Source organism: Gammaproteobacteria bacterium (assembly GCA_029862005.1).
Lineage (GTDB): Bacteria > Pseudomonadota > Gammaproteobacteria.
Genome location: JAOTYD010000007.1, coordinates 95,227 through 114,340 on the forward strand (window position 1 = coordinate 95,227; position 19,114 = coordinate 114,340).

The following is a 19,114-nucleotide window of genomic DNA, read 5'->3' on the forward strand; positions in this document are numbered from 1 at the left end:
GGGTTAACGGGTTATATTTTCGGGTTTGGCGTGCTTGAGTGCGTCCGCGATCAGGTAGGCCAGTTCCAGTACCTGGTCAGCGTTTAACCTCGGATCGCAACTGGTCAGATAACGGGTCGCCAGGTCGGAGTCGGAGATCTGGTAGGCACCACCTGTGCACTCGGTAACATGTTCACCAGTCATTTCAAGATGAATACCGCCCGGGTAACTGCCCTCGGCCTGATGCACCTCGAAAAACTGATTGAGTTCGCGCAGAATATCGTCGAATTGCCGCGTTTTGAATCCGGAGGCTGATTTTACCGTATTGCCATGCATTGGATCCGAAGACCAGACCACCTCGAGCCCTTCTTTTTGTACAGCGCGAATCAGGCCCGGAAGCAACTCGGGTAACCTGTCTGCACCCATGCGCGTTATCAGGGTCAATCGACCGGGTTCGTTGTCCGGGTTAAGCGCATCGATAAGACGTAGCAGGTCGTCGGATTTCGTTGCTGGACCGATCTTGACACCGACCGGATTCTCGATCTGCCTAAAGAATGCGACATGCGCATGATCGAGTTGGCGCGTGCGCTCGCCGATCCAGACAAAATGTGCCGAGCAGTTATAACATCTGCCGGTGAACGAATCGATGCGCGACAAAGCCTCTTCGTAGTTCAGCAGCAGTGCCTCGTGTGACGTGTATAACTGGGTTTCACGAATCAGAGGAGAAGTTTGCGAGGTTATCCCGCACACCTCCATGAAACCGAGCGCGTCCTCGATACGCTCCGACATCTTTTGATAGCGATCCTTGCTGGGGCTGGCTTCGACAAAACTCAGGTTCCAGCGATGTACCTGGTGCAGATCGGCAAATCCGCCCTGGGCAAAAGCACGCAGCAGGTTTAGCGTCGATGCGCTCTGGTTATAGGCGCGCAGCATACGTTCAGGATCCGGAATCCGGGCTTTGGGGTCAGCATCGGGTGCATTGATAATATCGCCTCGAAAACTGGGTAAGGAGTGACCGTCGATCTCCTCAAAATCGGCCGAACGTGGCTTGGCGAACTGGCCTGCCATCCGTGCGATTTTGGTGACCGGCCGTCGACCGCCAAAAGTCAGGACCACGGCCATCTGCAATAACACCTTGAAGGTATCCCGTATTTTATTGGCGCTAAATTCGGTGAAGGATTCAGCACAGTCTCCCGCCTGAAGAACAAATCCTTTGCCCGCGGCAACGCTGGCGAGGCTTTGTTTGAGGTCGCGAATTTCCTGCGCAAATACCAGCGGTGGCAGCGCGCGCAACTGGTTTTCCACGTCCTCTAAACGGGCCTGATTTGGATAGTCGGGTTGCTGCGAAATCGGAAAATCCCGCCAGCTTGCAGGCGCGGTATGACCCTTCATTTTGTCATTTTTCGGCATCTAAATTAGTGGCCTGGCAAAAACACCTGAAAATGCCTGAATTTAGTGAAAAAGGCTAGTAAAAACAGTGGATTTCGTGGCTCCTGGCGTTTCCTGGTCACATGCATACCCTGAAAAATGGTGTTAGTATTGGCCGAAGTGTTCGGAATAAAAAAATATGACCTGACGCATATAAATCCAGATAAATTCGGAGAGAGTTCGTAATGAAAAAATTAATAATTGCATCAACCCTGCTGGCTTTGTCAGCATCAGTTGTTGCTGAGGATGTCAAGGTCGGGGTAATTCTCGGCTTTACCGGGCCGATTGAATCGCTTACGCCCGGAATGGCTGCGGGTGCGGAACTCGCACTTTCAGAAGCCTCCAAATCGGGTAGTTTTCTCGGTGGTAAAACGATTGTCAGTGTACGTGGTGATTCGACCTGTATCGATGCCGCTGCCGCATCGTCTGTCGCCGAGCGTTTAATAACTGCTGATGGCGTAGCGGCGATTATGGGTGCCGATTGTTCGGGTGTCACCACTGCGATCGCCAATAATGTCGCGGTGCCAAATGGTGTTGTGATGGTTTCACCGTCGGCAACATCGCCGGCCTTGTCGACCATCGACGACAAGGGCTATTTCCATCGTACCGCACCCTCTGATGCACGTCAGGGTCAGGTACTGGCATCCGTTTTACAAAGCCGGGGTATCGATGAAGTGGCCGTCACCTATACCAATAATGATTATGGCAAGGGCCTCTCCGACTCCTTTACTGCGGCTTTCAAGGCGCTGGGTGGCAAGGTTTCAATCAGTGCCGCGCATGAAGATGGCAAGGCTGATTACTCGGCCGAAGTCGGTGCCCTGTCTGCCTCGGGTTCAAAGCATCTTGCGGTTTTTGGATATGTTGACCAGGGCGGCAAAGGGATTATCCAGGCTGCAGTCGATGCCGACGCGTTCGACAGTTTCGTCATGGCTGACGGCATGGTGGGTGATTCATTGATTGCCGCTATCGGATCGGCGCTCGACGGGTCGATCGCAACCTTGCCAGGCGGCGCATCCGGCGCTGATGCCTTCATGACTTATGCCGAATCCAAAGGGATTACCGCCGATGGTCCTTTCGTTCCGGAATCCTACGATGCTGCCGCGCTGCTGGTGCTGGCCATGCAGGCTGCGGGCTCCCCGGATCGAGCAGCATTACAGTCCAAAATGATGATGGTTGCCAATTCACCGGGTAAGAAAATTGGTCCGGGGGAACTTGACAAGGCATTGAAGATTATTGCCGCGGGCGGTGATGTCGATTACCAGGGCGCAACCAACGTTGAGTTCAACGATGTGGGAGAGGTATTTGGATCCTACAAGGAGCTGGAAATCGGTAACGGCAAGTGGAATACCATTAAAATCCATTAAGTTCGGCTCGATTCGATCTGAAGCCCGGCCCGGTTTTCGTGGCCGGGCTTTTTTATGCCCCCTGTTTTCTGATGGTCTCGGGCAGAATGCCGCCGGGGCTGAATCGCAGTACCAGTAGCAGCACCAGGCCCATGAAGAACAGCCGCATGTGCTGGGCATTTTCGATCAGGTGAACGCGAATGGCATTGCCTTCATCGAGCCAGCTGGTGCCGAACTCCATTATCCATACCCCGATTGGTTCGGCTTCTATCCAGACCAGCCAGATTAAAAATCCGCCGAGGACTGAACCCATGTTATTGCCCGAGCCGCCGACGATAACCATGACCCAGATCAGGAAGGTATAGCGCAGCGGTTGATAGGAAGTCGGTGTGAACTGTCCGTCCAGCGTGGTCAGCATCGCGCCCGCGATTCCGATGACCGCGGAACCGATTACGAAAATCTCAAGATGCCGCCGGGTGACATCCTTGCCCATGGCCCCGGCTGCAGTTTCATTATCGCGGATTGCCCGCATCATTCGTCCCCAGGGCGAATGGAGTGCCTTGACGCTGAGCAGCAGGATGATGATCAGTACACCGGCAAACAGCCCGGTGTAACAGAGCTTGACGAAGATGCTTGATCCGTCGATGACAAACTGTTTAAGCGCCTGTTGTTGATCTGCTTCGGCTAGAACCTCGAGCGAACCGCGATGCCACCAGCTGATCATTTCGATAAACCAGGGAGCGGTTTGCAGGTCGATCTCGTAAGGTACCGGCCGCGTTAAACCGGTTACATTTTTAACCCCGCGGGTAAGCCAGTCTTCATTTTTCAAAACGGCAAGAATAATCTCGGAAATACCAAGCGTGGCGATGGCGAGGTAATCGGCGCGCAAGCCCAGCGCTACCTTACCGATACACCAGGCAATTCCAGCCGCAACGAGACCACCAAATATCCAGGAAAAAATTATGGGTAATCCCATGCCGCCAAGAAATCCTGTCTTGGCGGGCTCGATCGATTCGATCGCGGAAACCGCGGGGTCGAGGAACAGGCGGGTCAGCGCGAGGCCGGCGACAATGACCACCGTCAAGGCCAGGCCACGACGCCGACCAGCTGCGAGTTTGCGAAAACACAGGATCGATAACGCAATGGTCGCGGCAAAACAAAGTGCGGCGACTAACAACCGGCTCCAGCTCGCTTGCCACGCTTCGGCGATGGGAGCCTGGGAAACCAGTACAGCGCTCATACCGCCCAGTGCCGCAAATCCCATTACGCCGACGTTGAGTAGTCCTGCATATCCCCATTGCATGTTGACGCCGAGCGCCATCAGTGCCGATATCAGGCATAGATTGAGGATTCCTAGCGACACATTCCAGGACTGCACCACACCGATGATGATCAGTAACACCGCGACCAGGGCAAAGGCGAGCTGGGTTTTTCGCGAATTACTCATAACACCTTGCCCCTGAGTATGCCGGTCGGTCTTACCAGTAGCACCAGCACCAGGATGACAAATGATACCGCGAACTTGTAATCGGTCGACAGCAGTTGCAAAAGGCCGTCTGGTTCGAGGCTTTGCGGTAACAGGTAGATGAAAACCTTCTTGTAGGCATAGGTGACAATGACTTCGGAGAATGCGATCACGTAACCACCGACAATGGCGCCGATCGGATTGCCGATACCACCAACGATTGCGGCCGCGAACATGGGAAGCAATAGCTGCAGGTAGGTGAACGGTTTGAAGCTTTTGTCGAGACCGTAGAGCGTGCCCGCGATAGTTGCGAGGATGGCGGTAATGATCCACGTCACCATTACAACCCTGTCGGGATCGACACCCGATAACAGCGCCAGGTCCTCGTTATCGGAAAAAGCACGCATCGCCTTACCGGTGCGGGTTTTTTGTAAAAACCAGAATAACAGGGCGACCAGGATAATGGCGATCACGATCGTCAGTCCTTGCGAGACTTTGATACTGAGCCCCTCGCTTAAACCAGTCATGGATTTGAAGTCGCGGGCACGCACGATAAATCTCTCGCCGTCGAGAAAACGCTGGTCGTTGGGCCCGATGACGAAGCGCACGATACCGTTGGTCATGAACATGACACCCATCGAAGCGATCATGAAGGTTACCGGCACGGCCTTGTTATGCCGGTAGTAACGGTAGACGGTTTTGTCAGTGGCCACGAGCAACAGGATGGTCGCCACGATGCCGATCGGCAGTGCCAGCAGGGCGGTCGGCAGGGGCCCGAGGTTGATACCTTGCGCCTGCAGCCACCAGGTCACCAGGATTGTAATCATGGTGCCGAAAGCCATGGTATCGCCGTGGGCGAAGTTGGCAAAACGCAGGATGCCGAACACCAGTGTAATACCAAGTGCACCGAGCGCGAGTTGCGAACCGTATGACAGTCCCGGGATTATGACAAAGTTGAGTAACAGGACCACCGCGCTGGCAAAATCGGTAACGGCTTCCATTTAACCCCCGAGGAAGGAGCGTCGCACTTCCGGATCGGCGAGCAACGCCGCACCGGTATCGGTATGGCGATTCTCGCCGATCACCATTACAAACCCGCGATCGGCGATATGCAGTGCCTGGCGAGCGTTTTGCTCAACCATGAGAATCGCGACACCGGTTTGTCGCACTTCGAGAATGCGATCGAACAACTCGTCCATGACGATTGGTGAGACCCCGGCAGTGGGTTCATCGAGCATCAGTACTTCGGGCTGTGACATCAGCGCACGCCCGACTGCAACCTGCTGGCGTTGTCCGCCGGAGAGCTCGCCGGCAAGTTGATCTTTTTTATCCCCCAGGATCGGGAACAACGCGTAAATTTGTTCGAGTGTTTCACTGATATCGTCATTACGCAGAAATGCACCCATTTCGAGATTTTCGAGTACGGTCATGCTAGTAAATACGTTGCTTATCTGCGGGACGAAAGCAATTCCCTCGGCGATGCGATCCTGCGGTGACAGCCGCGATATGTCTTTGCCGCGAAACTTTATTTCACCCTGTTTCAGGTCGAGCATGCCGAGCAGGGCACGCATGGCGGTCGACTTTCCGGCGCCATTAGGACCGACGATGACCGCGATTTCACCCTCGTTGACATCGATGCTGCAGCCCTTGAGAATATCCGCCCCGCCATAACCGCCAACCATGTTTTCTCCGCTGAGAAAACTCACGCGATCGCTCCCTTGTTTTTCAAACCGCGCCCGAGATAGGCCTCGATGACCTCCTCGTTATTTTTTACCTCGTCAGCCGTACCCTGCGCCAGCACCGCACCCTCGGCCATGCAGATCACCGGCTCACAAAGACGCGAGATGAAGTCCATGTCATGCTCGATCATGCAGAAGGTGTAATTCTTTTCGCGGTTTAGCTTGATAATCGCATCGCCGATCTCGCGCAACAGGGTTCGATTCACGCCGGCACCGACCTCGTCCAGAAAAACCACCTTGGCATCAACCATCATGGTTCGACCGAGTTCAAGCAGTTTCTTTTGTCCCCCGGATAGATTGCCGGCAATTTCGTCGGCGATGTGACCGAGGTTCAGAAATTCGATCACCTCCATCGCGCGTTCATTGATGCGCTGTTCTTCGCGATCGACCTGCCGGCGTCGAAACCATGCATTAACCAGGTTTTCCCCGGATTGATGCGCCGGCACCATCATCAGGTTTTCGACTACCGACAACCTTGTAAATTCTTGTGCTATCTGGAAAGTGCGCAGCAGACCCTTGTTGAACAGTTGATGTGGCTTGAGACCGGTAATTTCTTCATCATCGAGATAAATTCGACCTGCGCTCGGCTCGTAGAGCCCGGCTATGGTATTGAACAGCGTCGTCTTGCCAGCTCCGTTGGGGCCGATCAGGCCGGTGATCGAACCCTCGGCAATCTCTATCGAGACATGATCGACCGCTTTCAAGCCACCAAAGTGCTTGCAAACATTTTCAATCCGAATCATCGAACAAGGTAAACTAACATGGTAATCACAGTAACAAACTAATTATTGTCCGGTTGCACTGCATGTTAGCGAATTCGATTTATGAACGCGAAATATAATCGATCGACCCTGAAGACGCGCATATGATGCCTTTGATCAGGTAGCCCGTAGCCGGAATGGTGTGTAAGCTTGGTAGTTGAGCGGATAAAACCAGCCATGAACGAGAATCTGTTTGATATCGATATTTCGCGCGAAATTTGGGAAACGCGTTATCGCTATGTCCGTGACGGATTAGCGCTAGATAAATCGCTACAGGCAAGCTGGCATCGGGTAGCCGGGGCACTGGCCGCGGTGGAAGATCAGGACCGGGAACTCTGGCGCGAGCGTTTTTTTTCAGTTCTTAATGATTTCCACTTTCTACCTGGCGGACGGATCCTCGCCGGGGCCGGCACCGATTTCGATGTCACGCTGTTTAACTGTTTCGTCATGGGGCATATCGAAGATTCAATGGAGGGCATCTTCGGCGGGCTGAAAGAAGCGGCCGTGACCATGCAGCAGGGTGGTGGTGTAGGCTTCGATTTCTCGACCTTGCGGCCGGCCGGTACGGTGGCTCATCGGGTCGGCAGTATGGCATCGGGTCCGGTATCTTTTATGCGGATCTGGGATAGCATGTGCGCCACCCTGATATCCTCGGCCTCACGACGCGGTGCGATGATGGCCACGCTGCGTTGCGATCACCCGGATATCGAAACCTTTATCGACGCCAAGCGTGATCCGCACGAACTGCGTAATTTCAACCTGTCAATCCTGGTCAGCGATGAATTCATGCAGGCCCTGGCGAATGATGATCCCTGGCCTCTGGTATTTCCGCACGCTGTGATCGCTGATCAGCCAGGCCCGGATGACGGGGAGATCGTCCACCGAAGCTGGTCCGGCATGGACAAGGTCGTTCCCTGCCGGGTCGTGAAACGAGTTTCCGCCCGCATGTTGTGGGAGCGAATCATGCAGGCTAACTATGACATGGCGGAACCCGGCGTACTGTTTATCGACCGCATTAACCAATTGAACAACCTCAACTACCGGGAAGACATCAGTGCCACCAATCCCTGTGGTGAAATTCCGCTCCCGGCCTATGGCGCCTGCGACCTCGGCTCGATCAACCTGGCTCGTTTCGTGCGGCAGCCTTTCACGTCAAATGCAAGGTTGGACTTCGATGCCCTTGAAGCAACGGTTGCCATCGCCGTGCGCATGCTGGATAACGTTATCGATCTATCCCGTTTTCCGCTCAATGCACAGGCTGAGCAGGCAAGGGGCTCACGGCGTATTGGCCTGGGCGTTACCGGCCTGGCCGACATGCTGATAATGCTGGGGCTGCACTACGCAGACGAATCTGCCCGCAAGCTCGCGGCGAAAGTCATGCGGCAGATCTGCGTTAACGCCTATCGCGAGTCGGCAGCACTGGCCCGGGAAAAAGGTGCTTTTCCGTTTTTCGAACGCGATGCCTATTCTGGCTCTCCCTTCATACTGGGATTGCCTGACGCCATCCAGCAGGCAATCCATGAAAACGGCATTCGCAACAGTCACCTGACAGCCATCGCACCCACCGGCACGATCAGCCTGTTTGCGAATAATGTCTCCAGCGGTATTGAACCGGTATTCGATTTTCAATACCGACGTCGGATTCGAGATGCCGATGGTGAATACCGCGAACATACAATCAGTGATTATGCCTGGCGGCTCTGGCAGCAGCAGGAGGGTAATGAGCATCTGCCCGATTACTTCGCGAGTGCGCTTTCCCTGTCACCACGGGCACACCTGGCGATGCAGGCGGCAGTGCAGCCACATGTCGACAGCGCGATCTCGAAGACCATTAACGTTCCGGGTGAATACGAGTTTGGCGCCTTCAAGGATCTTTATCTCGAGGCTTACCGGCAAGGATTAAAAGGCTGCACTACCTTTCGGCCCAACGAAGTGACCGGGGCGATTTTATCGAGCCAGCAGGACCAATTGGCAATCGCACCAGACGCTGGCTGTTGCGGCCTGGAACGCGAGAGCGGCTGAAGCGTCAGGTACCCTCGATCATCGGCACAAAAGCGACGCCGAGTAGTTTACTGCTGTGAACCTGTCCCTGCGAGTCGCGGGTAAGCAGCTTGAGGTCCTGGTGGCTATAGGGCAAACCGATCGGAATAACCATACGGCCACCGGGTCCAAGCTGTTCCAGCAGTGCTGCCGGGACATCCGGTGCTGCTGCGGTAACCACGATAGCGTCAAACGGAGCCTTTTCCGGCCAACCCAGGTAACCGTCACTGCAGCGGACTTCGATATTGGCGTAACCCATTTCGTTTAGCCTCTGTTGCGCCGCCCTGGCCAGTGCTGGAATCCGTTCAACGCTGTATACCTGTTGCGCCAGGTTGGCCAGAATTGCGGCCTGATAACCGGTTCCGGTACCGATTTCCAGTACCACGCTATCCGGCGTTAAATCGAGCAGGTCGGTCATTATCGCCACCATGTAAGGTTGAGATATGGTTTGTCCATGGCCGACGGGCAGGGCACCGTCCCGAAAGGCCGATCGACGCAGATCATCCGGTACGAAATCCTCCCTGGGTACACGGCGCATGGCCTCCAGAACCCTTGGATCAAGATGATCCCTTCCCGTCATTGAACGCGTGAAGGCAACGCCGGATTCGATATCGGCGATCATTTGCTGCCGTTCGCGTTCAAAAGCCATGTCGCTAACCTTGTTTTACTTTCCGCAAATCGACTGGATCTCGCCTGCTTCCAGCGTTTCCTTTTCCAGTAATGCCGTTGCCAGGGCTTCCAGCTGTGCTCGATGTTGCTCCAGCAAGATCGTTATTTCCTGTTCGATATGTTTGAGTAAATGACTAATCTCGTCATCGATAATTTGCGCGGTATGTTCGCTGAAGTCGCGTTGCTGCGTCATTTCCCGGCCCAGAAAAATATGTTCTTCCCCGCGACGGAACGCGACCGGCCCGAGCTTTTCGCTCATTCCCCAGTGCGTCACCATGTGTCGCGCCAGGCGGGTTGCCTGTTTCAGGTCTTCCTCGGCACCGGAACTGACTTCGCCGTATACCAGTTGCTCCGCGACCCGGCCGCCCAGCATTACGCCGATGCGATCGCGTACATAACTTTGCCGCAGGTTATAGTGTTCTTCTTCCGGGATCTGCTCGGTGGCGCCGAGTGAGCGTCCACGTGGAATGATGGTGACCTTGTCGAGCGGATCGGCGGTTGGCAACAGGCTGGCGACCAGCGCGTGCCCCGCCTCGTGATGGGCGACCAGATTTTTCTCGTCTTCACCAATGATCAGTTCACGCTTGCCCCCGAGTACAACCTTGTCGCGGGCGTTCAGCAGTGACGCCATATCGACGCTCTCCCGGTTTTCTCGGCCCGACAACAAGGCGGCCTCGTTAACCAGGTTCTCGAGGTCTGCTCCGGAAAACCCGACCGTCAGGGCCGCAATACGGTCCAGGTCGACATCGTCGGTAAGCGGCACATCGGCTGAATGAATTGCGAGGATAGCGCGGCGTGCCTTTTTGTCCGGCAGGTCGAGCGTGACCTTGCGATCGAAGCGCCCGGGGCGCAGCAGTGCGGCATCCAGCACGTCGGGTCGATTGGTTGCAGCCAGCACCACGACGGCTTCGTGCGGATCGAAACCATCCATTTCGCCGAGGATCTGGTTCAGCGTTTGCTCGCGCTCATCGTGACCACCTCCGAGGCCGGTACCCCTTGCCCGGCCCACCGAGTCGATTTCATCGATGAATATGATGGCGGGTGCTTCCTTGCGCGCGCTGGCAAACATATCGCGGACCCGGGAGGCACCGACTCCGACAAACATTTCAATAAATTCAGAACCGCTGATACTGAAGAAAGGTACCCCGGCTTCGCCGGCAACGGCCTTGGCCAGCAGGGTTTTACCGGTACCCGGGGGGCCCATCAGCAAAATCCCCTTGGGAATTTTGGCACCGAGCTTGCGATAGTGCTCGGGATCCTTGAGGTAACCGACAATTTCATAAAGGTCCCGCTTGGCGTTTTCCAGTCCGGCAACGTCGTCGAAGCTCAGGTTTGAGTCCGACTGGCGAAAGCGCTTGGCCTTGGATTTACCAAAATCGAACAATCCGGATGGACCACCAAGACCACCGAGGCTGCGCTGCATTCTACTGCTGCCGTACCAGAACAGACCGATGATCAGGATCCAGGGTAGTACCCCGATCAGTGCCTTGGTCAACCAGTTAGCTTCACCCGAAACCGCCTGTATTTCGACATCGTGCTGTTCGAGCAGCGGGATCAGTTCTGGATCCTGTACCGGCGGCAGGGTGGTCACAAAGTGAGTGGATAAAGCGTCGCCTTTTGCTGAAGCCATGCGGGGTTGACGGAATTCGCCCATAACCTGGTCGCCCTGTAATCTTACCCATGCGACCTGGTCTTCGGCGACGCTGATTTTAAATTCACTATAGGAGAGCGTTTGTTGTTCACTGGTTTCAGTGTTCAAAAAGTAATAGCTGAAAATAACCAGCACAAGAAACCAGGCAAGATAACGCCACCACGGCAGCGGTTGCCGCTCGGGATTAAGCGGTCCTTCTGGTCTGATGGCGGGTCTTTGGTCGGTCATCTCGGTCGTTTGTCGTTCTATTTGCCGGTACAGAGAGGCTGCTTTAAGCAGCCATTTTCGATTCGTTATCAATCATTTTCACATTCTCCAAGTTTATCAGGGGTGGAAGTCTGGGTTGACAGTATATCGCTCAAAGATCAAATGAATTTCGATCTCAACTGACTCTGATCAATTATATCCCGTGAAACAGCGTTCGGTCGTGAACCGTTGTCGTGGAAGGTGGGGCTGGTGTTTTTCCTCGATGAGGCAGAAAATCCGGGAGGATTAGGATGGAACCGCAGCACTGCTAACCATAAAATAAATTAATTATTGATGAGGTTAAATAATATTCACTTATTGGATTAATTTTTGAGGCAATTGAATATATGGTAATGACAGTTAAACGCCGAAAGATCAGATCTAAAAACAAGGCAGCCTCGCGTCTGCCGGTCAATGCCGAGAAGCTGAACATGGGGAATAGCTACGACTCGGCGCCAGAATTTTATTACGATATCGAATTTGAATGCATTGACTGCGGAAAAATCGAGGTCTGGAACGCGGATCAACAGAAATGGTGGTACGAAGAGGCGGGAGGCTATTTTTTTGCAACCGCGGTGCGATGTAACGCCTGTCGTGAGGTGGAACGCGAGCGTAAACGCCAGGCAAGAATTACGGCAGGTCATGTGTTACCGGATGAAACCAGCGAGAATTAAATGATTGAACAAAAAGCCATCGAATTTCAGCAACTGCATGCGGGTGGGAATTGTTTCATCATGGCGAATGCCTGGAATGCAGGTAGTGCTGTTCTGCTTGAACAATCCGGTTTCAACGCTATCGGTACTACCAGTGCAGGCATTGCTTACAGCCATGCTTATGCGGACGCTGAAGCAGCAGTCTCAATTGAGTTGGCATTGCAGGAAACCGGCGAAATCGCCAATGCTGTCTGTATCCCGGTTAGCATGGATTCGGAAAATGCTTATGCCGACGCACCCACGGCGGTTTTCGATAATATGAAGCGTATTGCTGCAACAGGGGTTGTTGGTGCCAGTATCGAGGATTATTGCGGCGATAGGAGACATCCACTTTACGATATCGAGTTGGCCGTTGATCGCGTACGCGCTGCAAAAGAGGCCGTTTCGGAACTTGATTACCCGTTTGTCCTGACAGCGCGCGCCGACTGTTATCTGTATGGTAGTCCGAAACCGTTTAAAGACTCGGTCGAACGGGTTAACCGTTATCGGGAAGCAGGTGCCGATTGCCTTTTCGTTCCTGGCATCAGAGATAGTGAAACGATACAGGAGCTGGTTGCTGCCGTCGATGGGCCGGTCAACGTTGTAATGGGATTATCTGGCACACCGGTTTCTCTGGCAGAATTACGCCACGCCGGTGTCACTCGTATCAGCATCGGTGGTTCACTGGCAAGAGCAACCCTGGGCCTGGTCCGTCATGCTGCCCAGGAAATGCTCGAGCAGGGCAGCTTTAATTTTGCCAATCAACAAATCCCCGATGCCGAACTTTGCGAATTATTTGCCAAACGAACCAAAGCATAAACACAAAACATGGTGAAGCGTCTTGGCGCCGGGTAACCGCTAAAAACCAGGCAGCCACCTGAAACAAACGATATAGTGAAATTCGGCTCAAGTTCGCCTTGAATCTAGCCTTCCAGGAGAGCAAGAATGCACACCCGTCGATTTATTCAATGTGACGTTTTCACACCTATGCCGACTTTTGGCAATGCGCTCGCGGTTGTCGTCGATGGAGAAGGCCTGTCGGATGAGACCATGCAGCGGTTTGCTGCGTGGACAAATCTGGCCAAGACGACATTCATATTGCCTTCACAAGATACAGGCGCCGATTACCGGCTGAAAATATTTACGCCTGCACGGGAAATGTTGTTTGCCGGTCACCCGACTCTGGGAAGCTGCGCGGCCTGGTTGCACTGTGGCGCAACGCCGCGCGAAACCGGGATTGTCAGGCAGGAGTGTGGTGTCGGGATCGTCGAAATCGATATCAGCAATCCAGAACTGCCGGCATTCTTGGCGCCCCCCACCAAAATAAGGGCGATGCACTCTGATCGTTTCGAGGCAATTGTCAATCAGCTGGAAATACCTCGCGACAAAATCCTGCACAGCGCGGAACTGGATAATGGGTCGGTGTGGCAGGCACTGCAGCTGGAGTCAGCCGAGACCGTTTTGAAGCTTGATTCCGCCCGCGTGCACTGGCCGGTTTTCAAGGGAATCGGGTTGATCGGTGCGCACCCTGTGGGCAGCGAATGTGACTATGAAGTGCGCATGCTCGCACCGTCTAGCGGCATGCGTGAAGACCCGATTACCGGTTCGCTCAATGCCGCGCTCGCCCACTGGTTACAGGTGGAAGGTCGTCTCAATTCAGCGGTTACCGTGGCGCAGGGTACTTGTATCGGGCGCCTGGGACGCGTGTCTATAATTCCGGTAGATCAGCACGAGGCCAAGATTGGGGGGCAGAGCCACATTCTGGTTGACGGCACGGTTTTTTGTAGGGACAGACATGTGAGGCGTGGTTTCCTGTTCTGCGACCGGAAAGTTGCTTCAGCGAATCAATCCGTTAACATATCTGCCGTATGAATTTCCGCAACCTGAAAATTAGCGATTACGATGGCGTCATCGCGCTATGGCGTGGATGTGGCGGCCTCAGCCTGCGCGACGCAGACTCCCGCGAAGGCATGGAAAAGTACCTGCGACGTAATCCCGGGCTCAGTTTCGTTGCCGAGGACAGGACCGGTATCCTTGGCACCTTGATGGCTGGACACGACGGCAGACGCGGCTATATCCAGCACCTGGCCATATCCCCCGGGATTCGCCGACAGGGTCTAGGTGCCAGGCTCGTCGAATTGTGTCTCGGTGCACTGAAAATAGAGGGCATCGAAAAATCGCATGTGCATGTCATCGGTGCCAACGCGGACGGAATTGCATTCTGGTCCAGTCTGGGCTGGATACACCGCAACGAGATCGAGATGTATTCGTTTATTAATGGTGATAACGAAAACGCATAACATGGAAATCGATAGTCTCGATCCTGATTCGTCTGAGGTGCAGGCATTAATCGCGGTTGCCGATGCGTACTATATTGACCTTTATCCAGCCGAGAGTAATCATCTCGCAAGTAGCGAAGATCTGAAAAAGCCGGACGTAATTCTGCTTGGCTGTCGCATCGATGGAGAACTCGTAGCCAGTGCCGCGGCCAGGATCCTGCAGGACGATGTTGACTACGCTGAAATAAAGCGGTTATTCGTGCTCGATCGATATCGTGGGAAGGGCTTGTCGAACGAGATCATGCGTCACCTGGAGACTGAATTGCAGAGCCGCGGGATAAGCCTGTTTCGCCTCGAAACCGGGATTAAACAACCCGAGGCACTGGGCTTATACCGCAAACTCGGGTACCGGGAACGCGGCCCATTCGGATCTTACGTTGCAGATCCGTTCAGCGTGTTCATGGAGAAACAGGTCGGCTGGGAAAGCTGACCCGATGCAATGAAAATTTTACTCGTTGGAGACTATGATAAAAAAGTTGTTGCCCACCAGGCGATTCCACGGGCGATCGAACTTTCGGCGCGATTACTGAAGGCAAAAGCCGGGCAGGTCTGGATTAGAACCCGGGAACTGGATCCGACTGTCATGCCTGATTGTGATGCAATTTGGTGCGTTCCTTTTAGTCCCTACGAAAAACCGGGAGCGGTTATCGGCGCGATCAGGTTTGCGCGTGAAAATGATATACCGTTTCTTGGTACCTGTGCCGGCTTTCAGCATGCCGTGATTGAATATGCGAGGAATGCGCTTGGACTAGAGTCGGCCGAAAGCATCGAGGATAATCCCGGTGCGACAATGCCGGTGATTACGGCACTCGGCTGCAGGCTTTATGATGAATCCGAGGCAATTAATATTGAGCGCGAATCGAGGGCAGGTGATATTTATCAAGCCGACAGGATAATGGAGGAGTACCATTGTGGTTTCGGGGTTAATCGGGAGCTTATGCATATCTTCGACGATAGCGGGTTGAAATTTAGCGGGCATGGCAACAACGGCGAGCCGCGTCTGTGTGAAATACCCGGCCACCGATTTTTTATCGGTACTGCTTTTCAACCGGAACGTTCAGCGCTAAAGTCCTGCGTTCACCCGTTGATTACGGCCTTTTTGAGGACAGCACTTTAAGGGACCTATGATGCGAGCCGAAATGTACAAGGTTGGAACAATCGGTAAAGGTTTTTTCGCCATCATGGCGCGACCCTCGCTTGATCCCGGCGATCCTGCATCGATCGCTAATATTGCGCGCATCGGCATAAACATGGTGGTTTCGTTACTTGAAATCGGCGAGACCCGCGTGCTGGGACTTGAAGGCGAGCGTGAACTGGTTAAGGCCCACGACATGGACTTCGTTTCTTTTCCGATTCCGGACATGGGATTACCGGCGTCGGTAAATGAATTTGCCAGCCTCTCGAAAATGTTGCTGCGACAGGTCGACGGCGGAGTGAATACACTGATCCACTGTCATGCGGGAATCGGACGGTCCGGGCTGTTGGCCGCTGGAATACTCCTGCAATGCGATCTGGACCCACGGCAGGCCTTTGCCCATGTGTCCAAGATGCGAGGTGTCCGGGTACCGGAAACTCCCGAGCAGGAGTATTGGCTGATATCCAACCATGCGGCGATCCTTGGTACCACCGAGCCTGCTCGATGATTGCTGCTAACAGGCCAGCATGAACTTAGCGCTTGATCGATACGCGGACAACCCTATTATCGATGAACTGGTTTTCTGGCCTCCGAAGAGCTACAGAATCAAAAGCGTTCGCGCCTGTTGCGTCATGTTTCGTAAACCCTTCATTGAGGTCGAGCTGGAGGGGGACGAAATTTTCCAGCGCCATTTCGGCAGGGAATCGTTTGCCAGGTACTGGGCCGAGGCCTGCGTGATCTTGGAGACAATCACCCGTATCGAGTTGATATCCGATTTCGAATTTGAACCGGTTAGCAATGCGGAGCACCTGGCTCAGAAAATCCTGGCTTGTCGTGATGAATGTATCGCGGAAAGTAACCTGATGTTTGAGCAGGGCATGTACGCACAGTATTTGATTCAATACGGTGAAGACTGCAAGAACCTACCTCTGGAAACTATACAAAAAATAATTCAGGCCAAGCAGCAGCTCGCAACGGGGAAGTGAGCATGGGATCACCCGTTGATCGATTTTAATATCCTGGCAATCGTCGTCCTTGCGTTCCTGATTGCTGGTGCTGCCAAAGGCATCACCGGTTTCGGGATCCAGGTAGTGGCGCTTGCCGTCCTGACTATCGCGCTAGATCTGGTTACTGCAATGGCCCTGCTGTTGGCACCTGCGACGGCAACCAACATATGGCAGGCTATGGTCGGTGGTTATGCACGTGAATTGACCTCTCGCCTGTGGCCATTTTTCGTGGCAGTGACACTTGCAGTACTGATCGGTGCGATGGCATTAACTCGAGTTGACCTGTTGTTGCTGACGGCATTCCTGGGCATGGTCATGATTGCATACTCGTCGGCCAGTCTGCTCGGAGTTCATTTCAAGGTTTCACCAGGCTTCGAAACCTGGCTCGGTCCCATGGTTGGCGTTGTCAACGGAATCATTACCGGAATGACCGGGTCATCGGTAGTACCGGGAACCATTTATCTGCAAGCCCTGGATTTGCCGCGTGACATGCTGGTGCAGTCGATGGGAATGCTGTACCTGGTATCGACACTCGCACTTGCGGTTGCTTTGCAGACCAATGACCTGTTGAACCTTGAACTCGGTTTGTATTCCGCCAGCGCGATAGTGCCGGCCCTGGTTGGTATGATGCTGGGCCAGAAAATACGCCGACAGCTCCCCGAGGTTCTGTTCCGAAAAATTTTCTTTGTTGCGTTGCTGGCTCTCGGTGCTTACCTGGTTGTCAGGTCGATCTAGAAGGTCGGGGCCTGGCGGAATGTCGCCCGCGTGGCTTCAGGTTCCGGTCATAAACACCAGCCGCAGCGCGATTCCCCACATAATGCATCCGATCAGAATATCCAGAATTTGCCATGACCTGGCCCTGGCAAACAGGGGGCGTAGCAGGCGCGCACCATACCCGAGCGCAAAGAAAAATACGAAGGATGCAGTCGTGGCACCTGCCGCAAACCAGGTAACCTGCGCGCCAAACTGGCTCGAAACCGAGCCCAGTAAAACCACCGTATCGAGATAGACATGCGGATTAAGCCAGGTGAAGGCCAGGCAGGTCAGTACCGACTGCCATGCGCTACTGCTCTTGATTTCGCTTGGCTGCAAACCTTGCTGCACACGCGCAGCGTTATAGAAACTGATCAATCCGTAGATGAACAAAAACGCGGCGCCACCGAATCTTGCGATGTTTACCAGCGAGGGAAACGACGCCACCAGTACGTGAAATCCACTGACGCCGATGAGGATAAGCGCCGCGTCGGACAGTGCGCAAATGAGGCATATCAGCAAGACATGCTCGTTCTTTAAACCTTGCTTGAGTACAAACGCGTTCTGTGCTCCGATCGCCAGAATCAGCGATAATCCGAGCGAGAAGCCGAACACCAGTGCGTGCATTGAACAAAACTCGATTACGGTCCAGAATGCGCGCATGTTAAAGCAGCACCTGCAAAAACCCGAGGTTTTTCTTTACCTGTTCGCCGCGGCGGTTCCGATCAGCTTCGCCAGCTGGCAGGCGCTGATTAATAACTTTGCGATCGAGCAGGTAGGTTTTACCGGGATCGAAATCGGTATCATGCAAAGCCTGCGCGAGGTTCCGGGTTTTCTGGCTTTTGGAGTGGTATTCCTGCTGGTCCTGATGCGCGAGCAAACCATTGCTTTCGTATCGTTGCTGGCACTGGGCATCGGCACCGCGATTACCGGCATGTTGCCCTCGGTGCTGGGACTCTATTTTACGACGGTGCTGATGTCGGTGGGATTCCACTACGCGGAAACCATCTCGCAATCGCTGTCGCTGCAGCTCATCAGCCGTGAGCGCCTGCCGCAGGTGCTTGGTCGACAAATCGCGGTCGGCGCGTTTACCGGCCTCGCGGTATTTGCCGCCATTTACATACTGGCCGAATGGCTGGCACTCGATTACCTGTGGGTATACCTGCTGTTTGGTTGTGGAACGCTATTGCTCGCCTGCGTAATGTATTTCGGCTGCCCGCATTTCACGGGTGAAGCCGAACAAAACAAGCATATGGTGCTGCGCAAACGCTACTGGCTTTACTACCTGTTGATTTTCCTGTCGGGTGCGCGACGGCAGATCTTTGTGGTCTTTGCCGGCTTCCTGATGGTCGAGAAGTTCGGTTTCACGGTGGGACAAATGACGCTGCTATTCCTGGTCAACGGAGTACTGACGATTTACCTGGCACCTCGCATCGGTCGTCTCGTGAGTTACTGGGGGGAGAAGCGCACCTTGACCCTCGAGTACACGGGCCTCGTGATTATTTTTACGGCTTATGCATTTGCCGAAAACGCCTGGTTCGCGGCATCACTTTATATCGTTGATCACATCTTTTTCGCGATGGCGATCGCGCTCAAGAGTTACCTGAAAAAAATTGCCGATCCGGCCGATATGGCTGCCACTGCCGGGGTTTCTTTTACCATTAACCATATCGCCGCCGTGGTGCTTCCATTTGCACTGGGCCTGCTGTGGGTGGTGTCACCGTCCCTGGTATTCATTATCGGTGCGGCCATTGCATTTGCGTCGCTGCTACTGTCACAGTTGGTGCCGGGTGCGCCGGAACGCGGTATGGAAACTGTTTTTTCGACCAGTTGAACTTTTTCGACAAAGCCCGGCCCCGTCACCGCG

General features: G+C 54.1%; 20 protein-coding genes. 12 read left to right on the plus strand and 8 right to left on the minus strand.

Annotation, left to right across the window (positions count from 1 at the left end):
* Positions 1 to 3 precede the first annotated feature (3 nt).
* The gene (locus tag OES20_07095; protein MDH3634456.1) at positions 4 to 1,371 is read right to left on the minus strand and encodes a 3-deoxy-7-phosphoheptulonate synthase class II; all 1,368 of its coding nucleotides are present in this window, start codon (positions 1,369 to 1,371) and stop codon (positions 4 to 6) included.
* A 221-nt stretch (positions 1,372 to 1,592) separates the two neighbouring features.
* Here OES20_07095 and OES20_07100 point away from each other — a divergent pair, with 221 nt between their 5' ends.
* Entirely contained in the window at positions 1,593 to 2,771 is a 1,179-nt protein-coding gene (locus OES20_07100) for an ABC transporter substrate-binding protein (protein MDH3634457.1), read from the plus strand.
* A 52-nt stretch (positions 2,772 to 2,823) separates the two neighbouring features.
* Here OES20_07100 and OES20_07105 read toward each other — a convergent pair whose 3' ends face one another.
* From OES20_07105 to OES20_07120, 4 genes are read right to left on the minus strand one after another with little or no spacing between them, the layout of a single operon-like run.
* Positions 2,824 to 4,197 carry a branched-chain amino acid ABC transporter permease gene (locus OES20_07105; protein ID MDH3634458.1) on the minus strand — a complete coding sequence of 458 codons (1,374 nt, stop codon included), beginning with the start codon at positions 4,195 to 4,197 and terminating at the stop codon, positions 2,824 to 2,826.
* The gene (locus OES20_07110) at positions 4,194 to 5,216 is read right to left on the minus strand and encodes a branched-chain amino acid ABC transporter permease (protein ID MDH3634459.1); all 1,023 of its coding nucleotides are present in this window, start codon (positions 5,214 to 5,216) and stop codon (positions 4,194 to 4,196) included. Before OES20_07110 ends, OES20_07105 begins: the two co-directional genes overlap by 4 nt.
* Complete coding sequence (locus tag OES20_07115; GenBank protein ID MDH3634460.1) at positions 5,217 to 5,897, minus strand: ABC transporter ATP-binding protein; 681 nt, start codon at positions 5,895 to 5,897, stop codon at positions 5,217 to 5,219.
* Positions 5,898 to 5,917: 20 nt separating this feature from the next.
* Positions 5,918 to 6,697 (minus strand): ABC transporter ATP-binding protein, encoded by a 780-nt coding sequence (locus tag OES20_07120; GenBank protein ID MDH3634461.1) that lies wholly within the window; start codon positions 6,695 to 6,697, stop codon positions 5,918 to 5,920.
* Positions 6,698 to 6,892: 195 nt separating this feature from the next.
* Here OES20_07120 and OES20_07125 point away from each other — a divergent pair, with 195 nt between their 5' ends.
* Entirely contained in the window at positions 6,893 to 8,737 is a 1,845-nt protein-coding gene (locus OES20_07125) for an adenosylcobalamin-dependent ribonucleoside-diphosphate reductase (protein MDH3634462.1), read from the plus strand.
* 4 nt (positions 8,738 to 8,741) lie between these two features.
* Here OES20_07125 and OES20_07130 read toward each other — a convergent pair whose 3' ends face one another.
* Both OES20_07130 and ftsH read right to left on the minus strand, forming a co-directional pair.
* Positions 8,742 to 9,404 (minus strand): protein-L-isoaspartate(D-aspartate) O-methyltransferase, encoded by a 663-nt coding sequence (locus tag OES20_07130; GenBank protein ID MDH3634463.1) that lies wholly within the window; start codon positions 9,402 to 9,404, stop codon positions 8,742 to 8,744.
* Between the two features lie 15 nt (positions 9,405 to 9,419).
* Positions 9,420 to 11,303, minus strand: a complete 1,884-nt coding sequence (gene ftsH / locus OES20_07135; protein MDH3634464.1) for an ATP-dependent zinc metalloprotease FtsH — start codon at positions 11,301 to 11,303, stop codon at positions 9,420 to 9,422.
* 371 nt (positions 11,304 to 11,674) lie between these two features.
* Here ftsH and OES20_07140 point away from each other — a divergent pair, with 371 nt between their 5' ends.
* From OES20_07140 to OES20_07180, 9 genes are all read left to right on the plus strand, one after another.
* Positions 11,675 to 11,995, plus strand: a complete 321-nt coding sequence (locus OES20_07140; protein MDH3634465.1) for a zinc-ribbon domain-containing protein — start codon at positions 11,675 to 11,677, stop codon at positions 11,993 to 11,995.
* On the plus strand, positions 11,996 to 12,832 hold the full coding sequence (locus OES20_07145; protein MDH3634466.1) for an isocitrate lyase/phosphoenolpyruvate mutase family protein: 837 nt from the start codon (positions 11,996 to 11,998) through the stop codon (positions 12,830 to 12,832).
* A 126-nt stretch (positions 12,833 to 12,958) separates the two neighbouring features.
* The gene (locus tag OES20_07150; GenBank protein ID MDH3634467.1) at positions 12,959 to 13,885 is read left to right on the plus strand and encodes a PhzF family phenazine biosynthesis protein; all 927 of its coding nucleotides are present in this window, start codon (positions 12,959 to 12,961) and stop codon (positions 13,883 to 13,885) included.
* Positions 13,882 to 14,313: a GNAT family N-acetyltransferase gene (locus OES20_07155; protein MDH3634468.1), complete on the plus strand. Its 432-nt coding sequence runs from the start codon at positions 13,882 to 13,884 to the stop codon at positions 14,311 to 14,313. The genes OES20_07150 and OES20_07155 overlap by 4 nt, the downstream gene beginning before the upstream one ends.
* Entirely contained in the window at positions 14,291 to 14,782 is a 492-nt protein-coding gene (locus OES20_07160; protein ID MDH3634469.1) for a GNAT family N-acetyltransferase, read from the plus strand. Before OES20_07155 ends, OES20_07160 begins: the two co-directional genes overlap by 23 nt.
* A gap of 9 nt (positions 14,783 to 14,791) precedes the next feature.
* The gene (locus OES20_07165) at positions 14,792 to 15,469 is read left to right on the plus strand and encodes a hypothetical protein (GenBank protein MDH3634470.1); all 678 of its coding nucleotides are present in this window, start codon (positions 14,792 to 14,794) and stop codon (positions 15,467 to 15,469) included.
* Between the two features lie 7 nt (positions 15,470 to 15,476).
* Complete coding sequence (locus tag OES20_07170; protein MDH3634471.1) at positions 15,477 to 15,995, plus strand: protein tyrosine phosphatase; 519 nt, start codon at positions 15,477 to 15,479, stop codon at positions 15,993 to 15,995.
* A 19-nt stretch (positions 15,996 to 16,014) separates the two neighbouring features.
* Positions 16,015 to 16,473, plus strand: coding sequence for a hypothetical protein (locus OES20_07175; protein ID MDH3634472.1), 459 nt, complete (start codon positions 16,015 to 16,017; stop codon positions 16,471 to 16,473).
* A 15-nt stretch (positions 16,474 to 16,488) separates the two neighbouring features.
* Positions 16,489 to 17,229, plus strand: coding sequence for a sulfite exporter TauE/SafE family protein (locus tag OES20_07180; protein ID MDH3634473.1), 741 nt, complete (start codon positions 16,489 to 16,491; stop codon positions 17,227 to 17,229).
* A gap of 36 nt (positions 17,230 to 17,265) precedes the next feature.
* Here the strand turns inward: OES20_07180 and OES20_07185 are convergent, their stop codons facing one another.
* Positions 17,266 to 17,874 (minus strand): LysE/ArgO family amino acid transporter, encoded by a 609-nt coding sequence (locus OES20_07185; protein ID MDH3634474.1) that lies wholly within the window; start codon positions 17,872 to 17,874, stop codon positions 17,266 to 17,268.
* 34 nt (positions 17,875 to 17,908) lie between these two features.
* On the opposite strand from OES20_07185, the gene OES20_07190 reads away from it, so the two are divergent.
* Complete coding sequence (locus OES20_07190; GenBank protein MDH3634475.1) at positions 17,909 to 19,081, plus strand: MFS transporter; 1,173 nt, start codon at positions 17,909 to 17,911, stop codon at positions 19,079 to 19,081.
* The last annotated feature ends 33 nt before the right edge of the window (positions 19,082 to 19,114 follow it).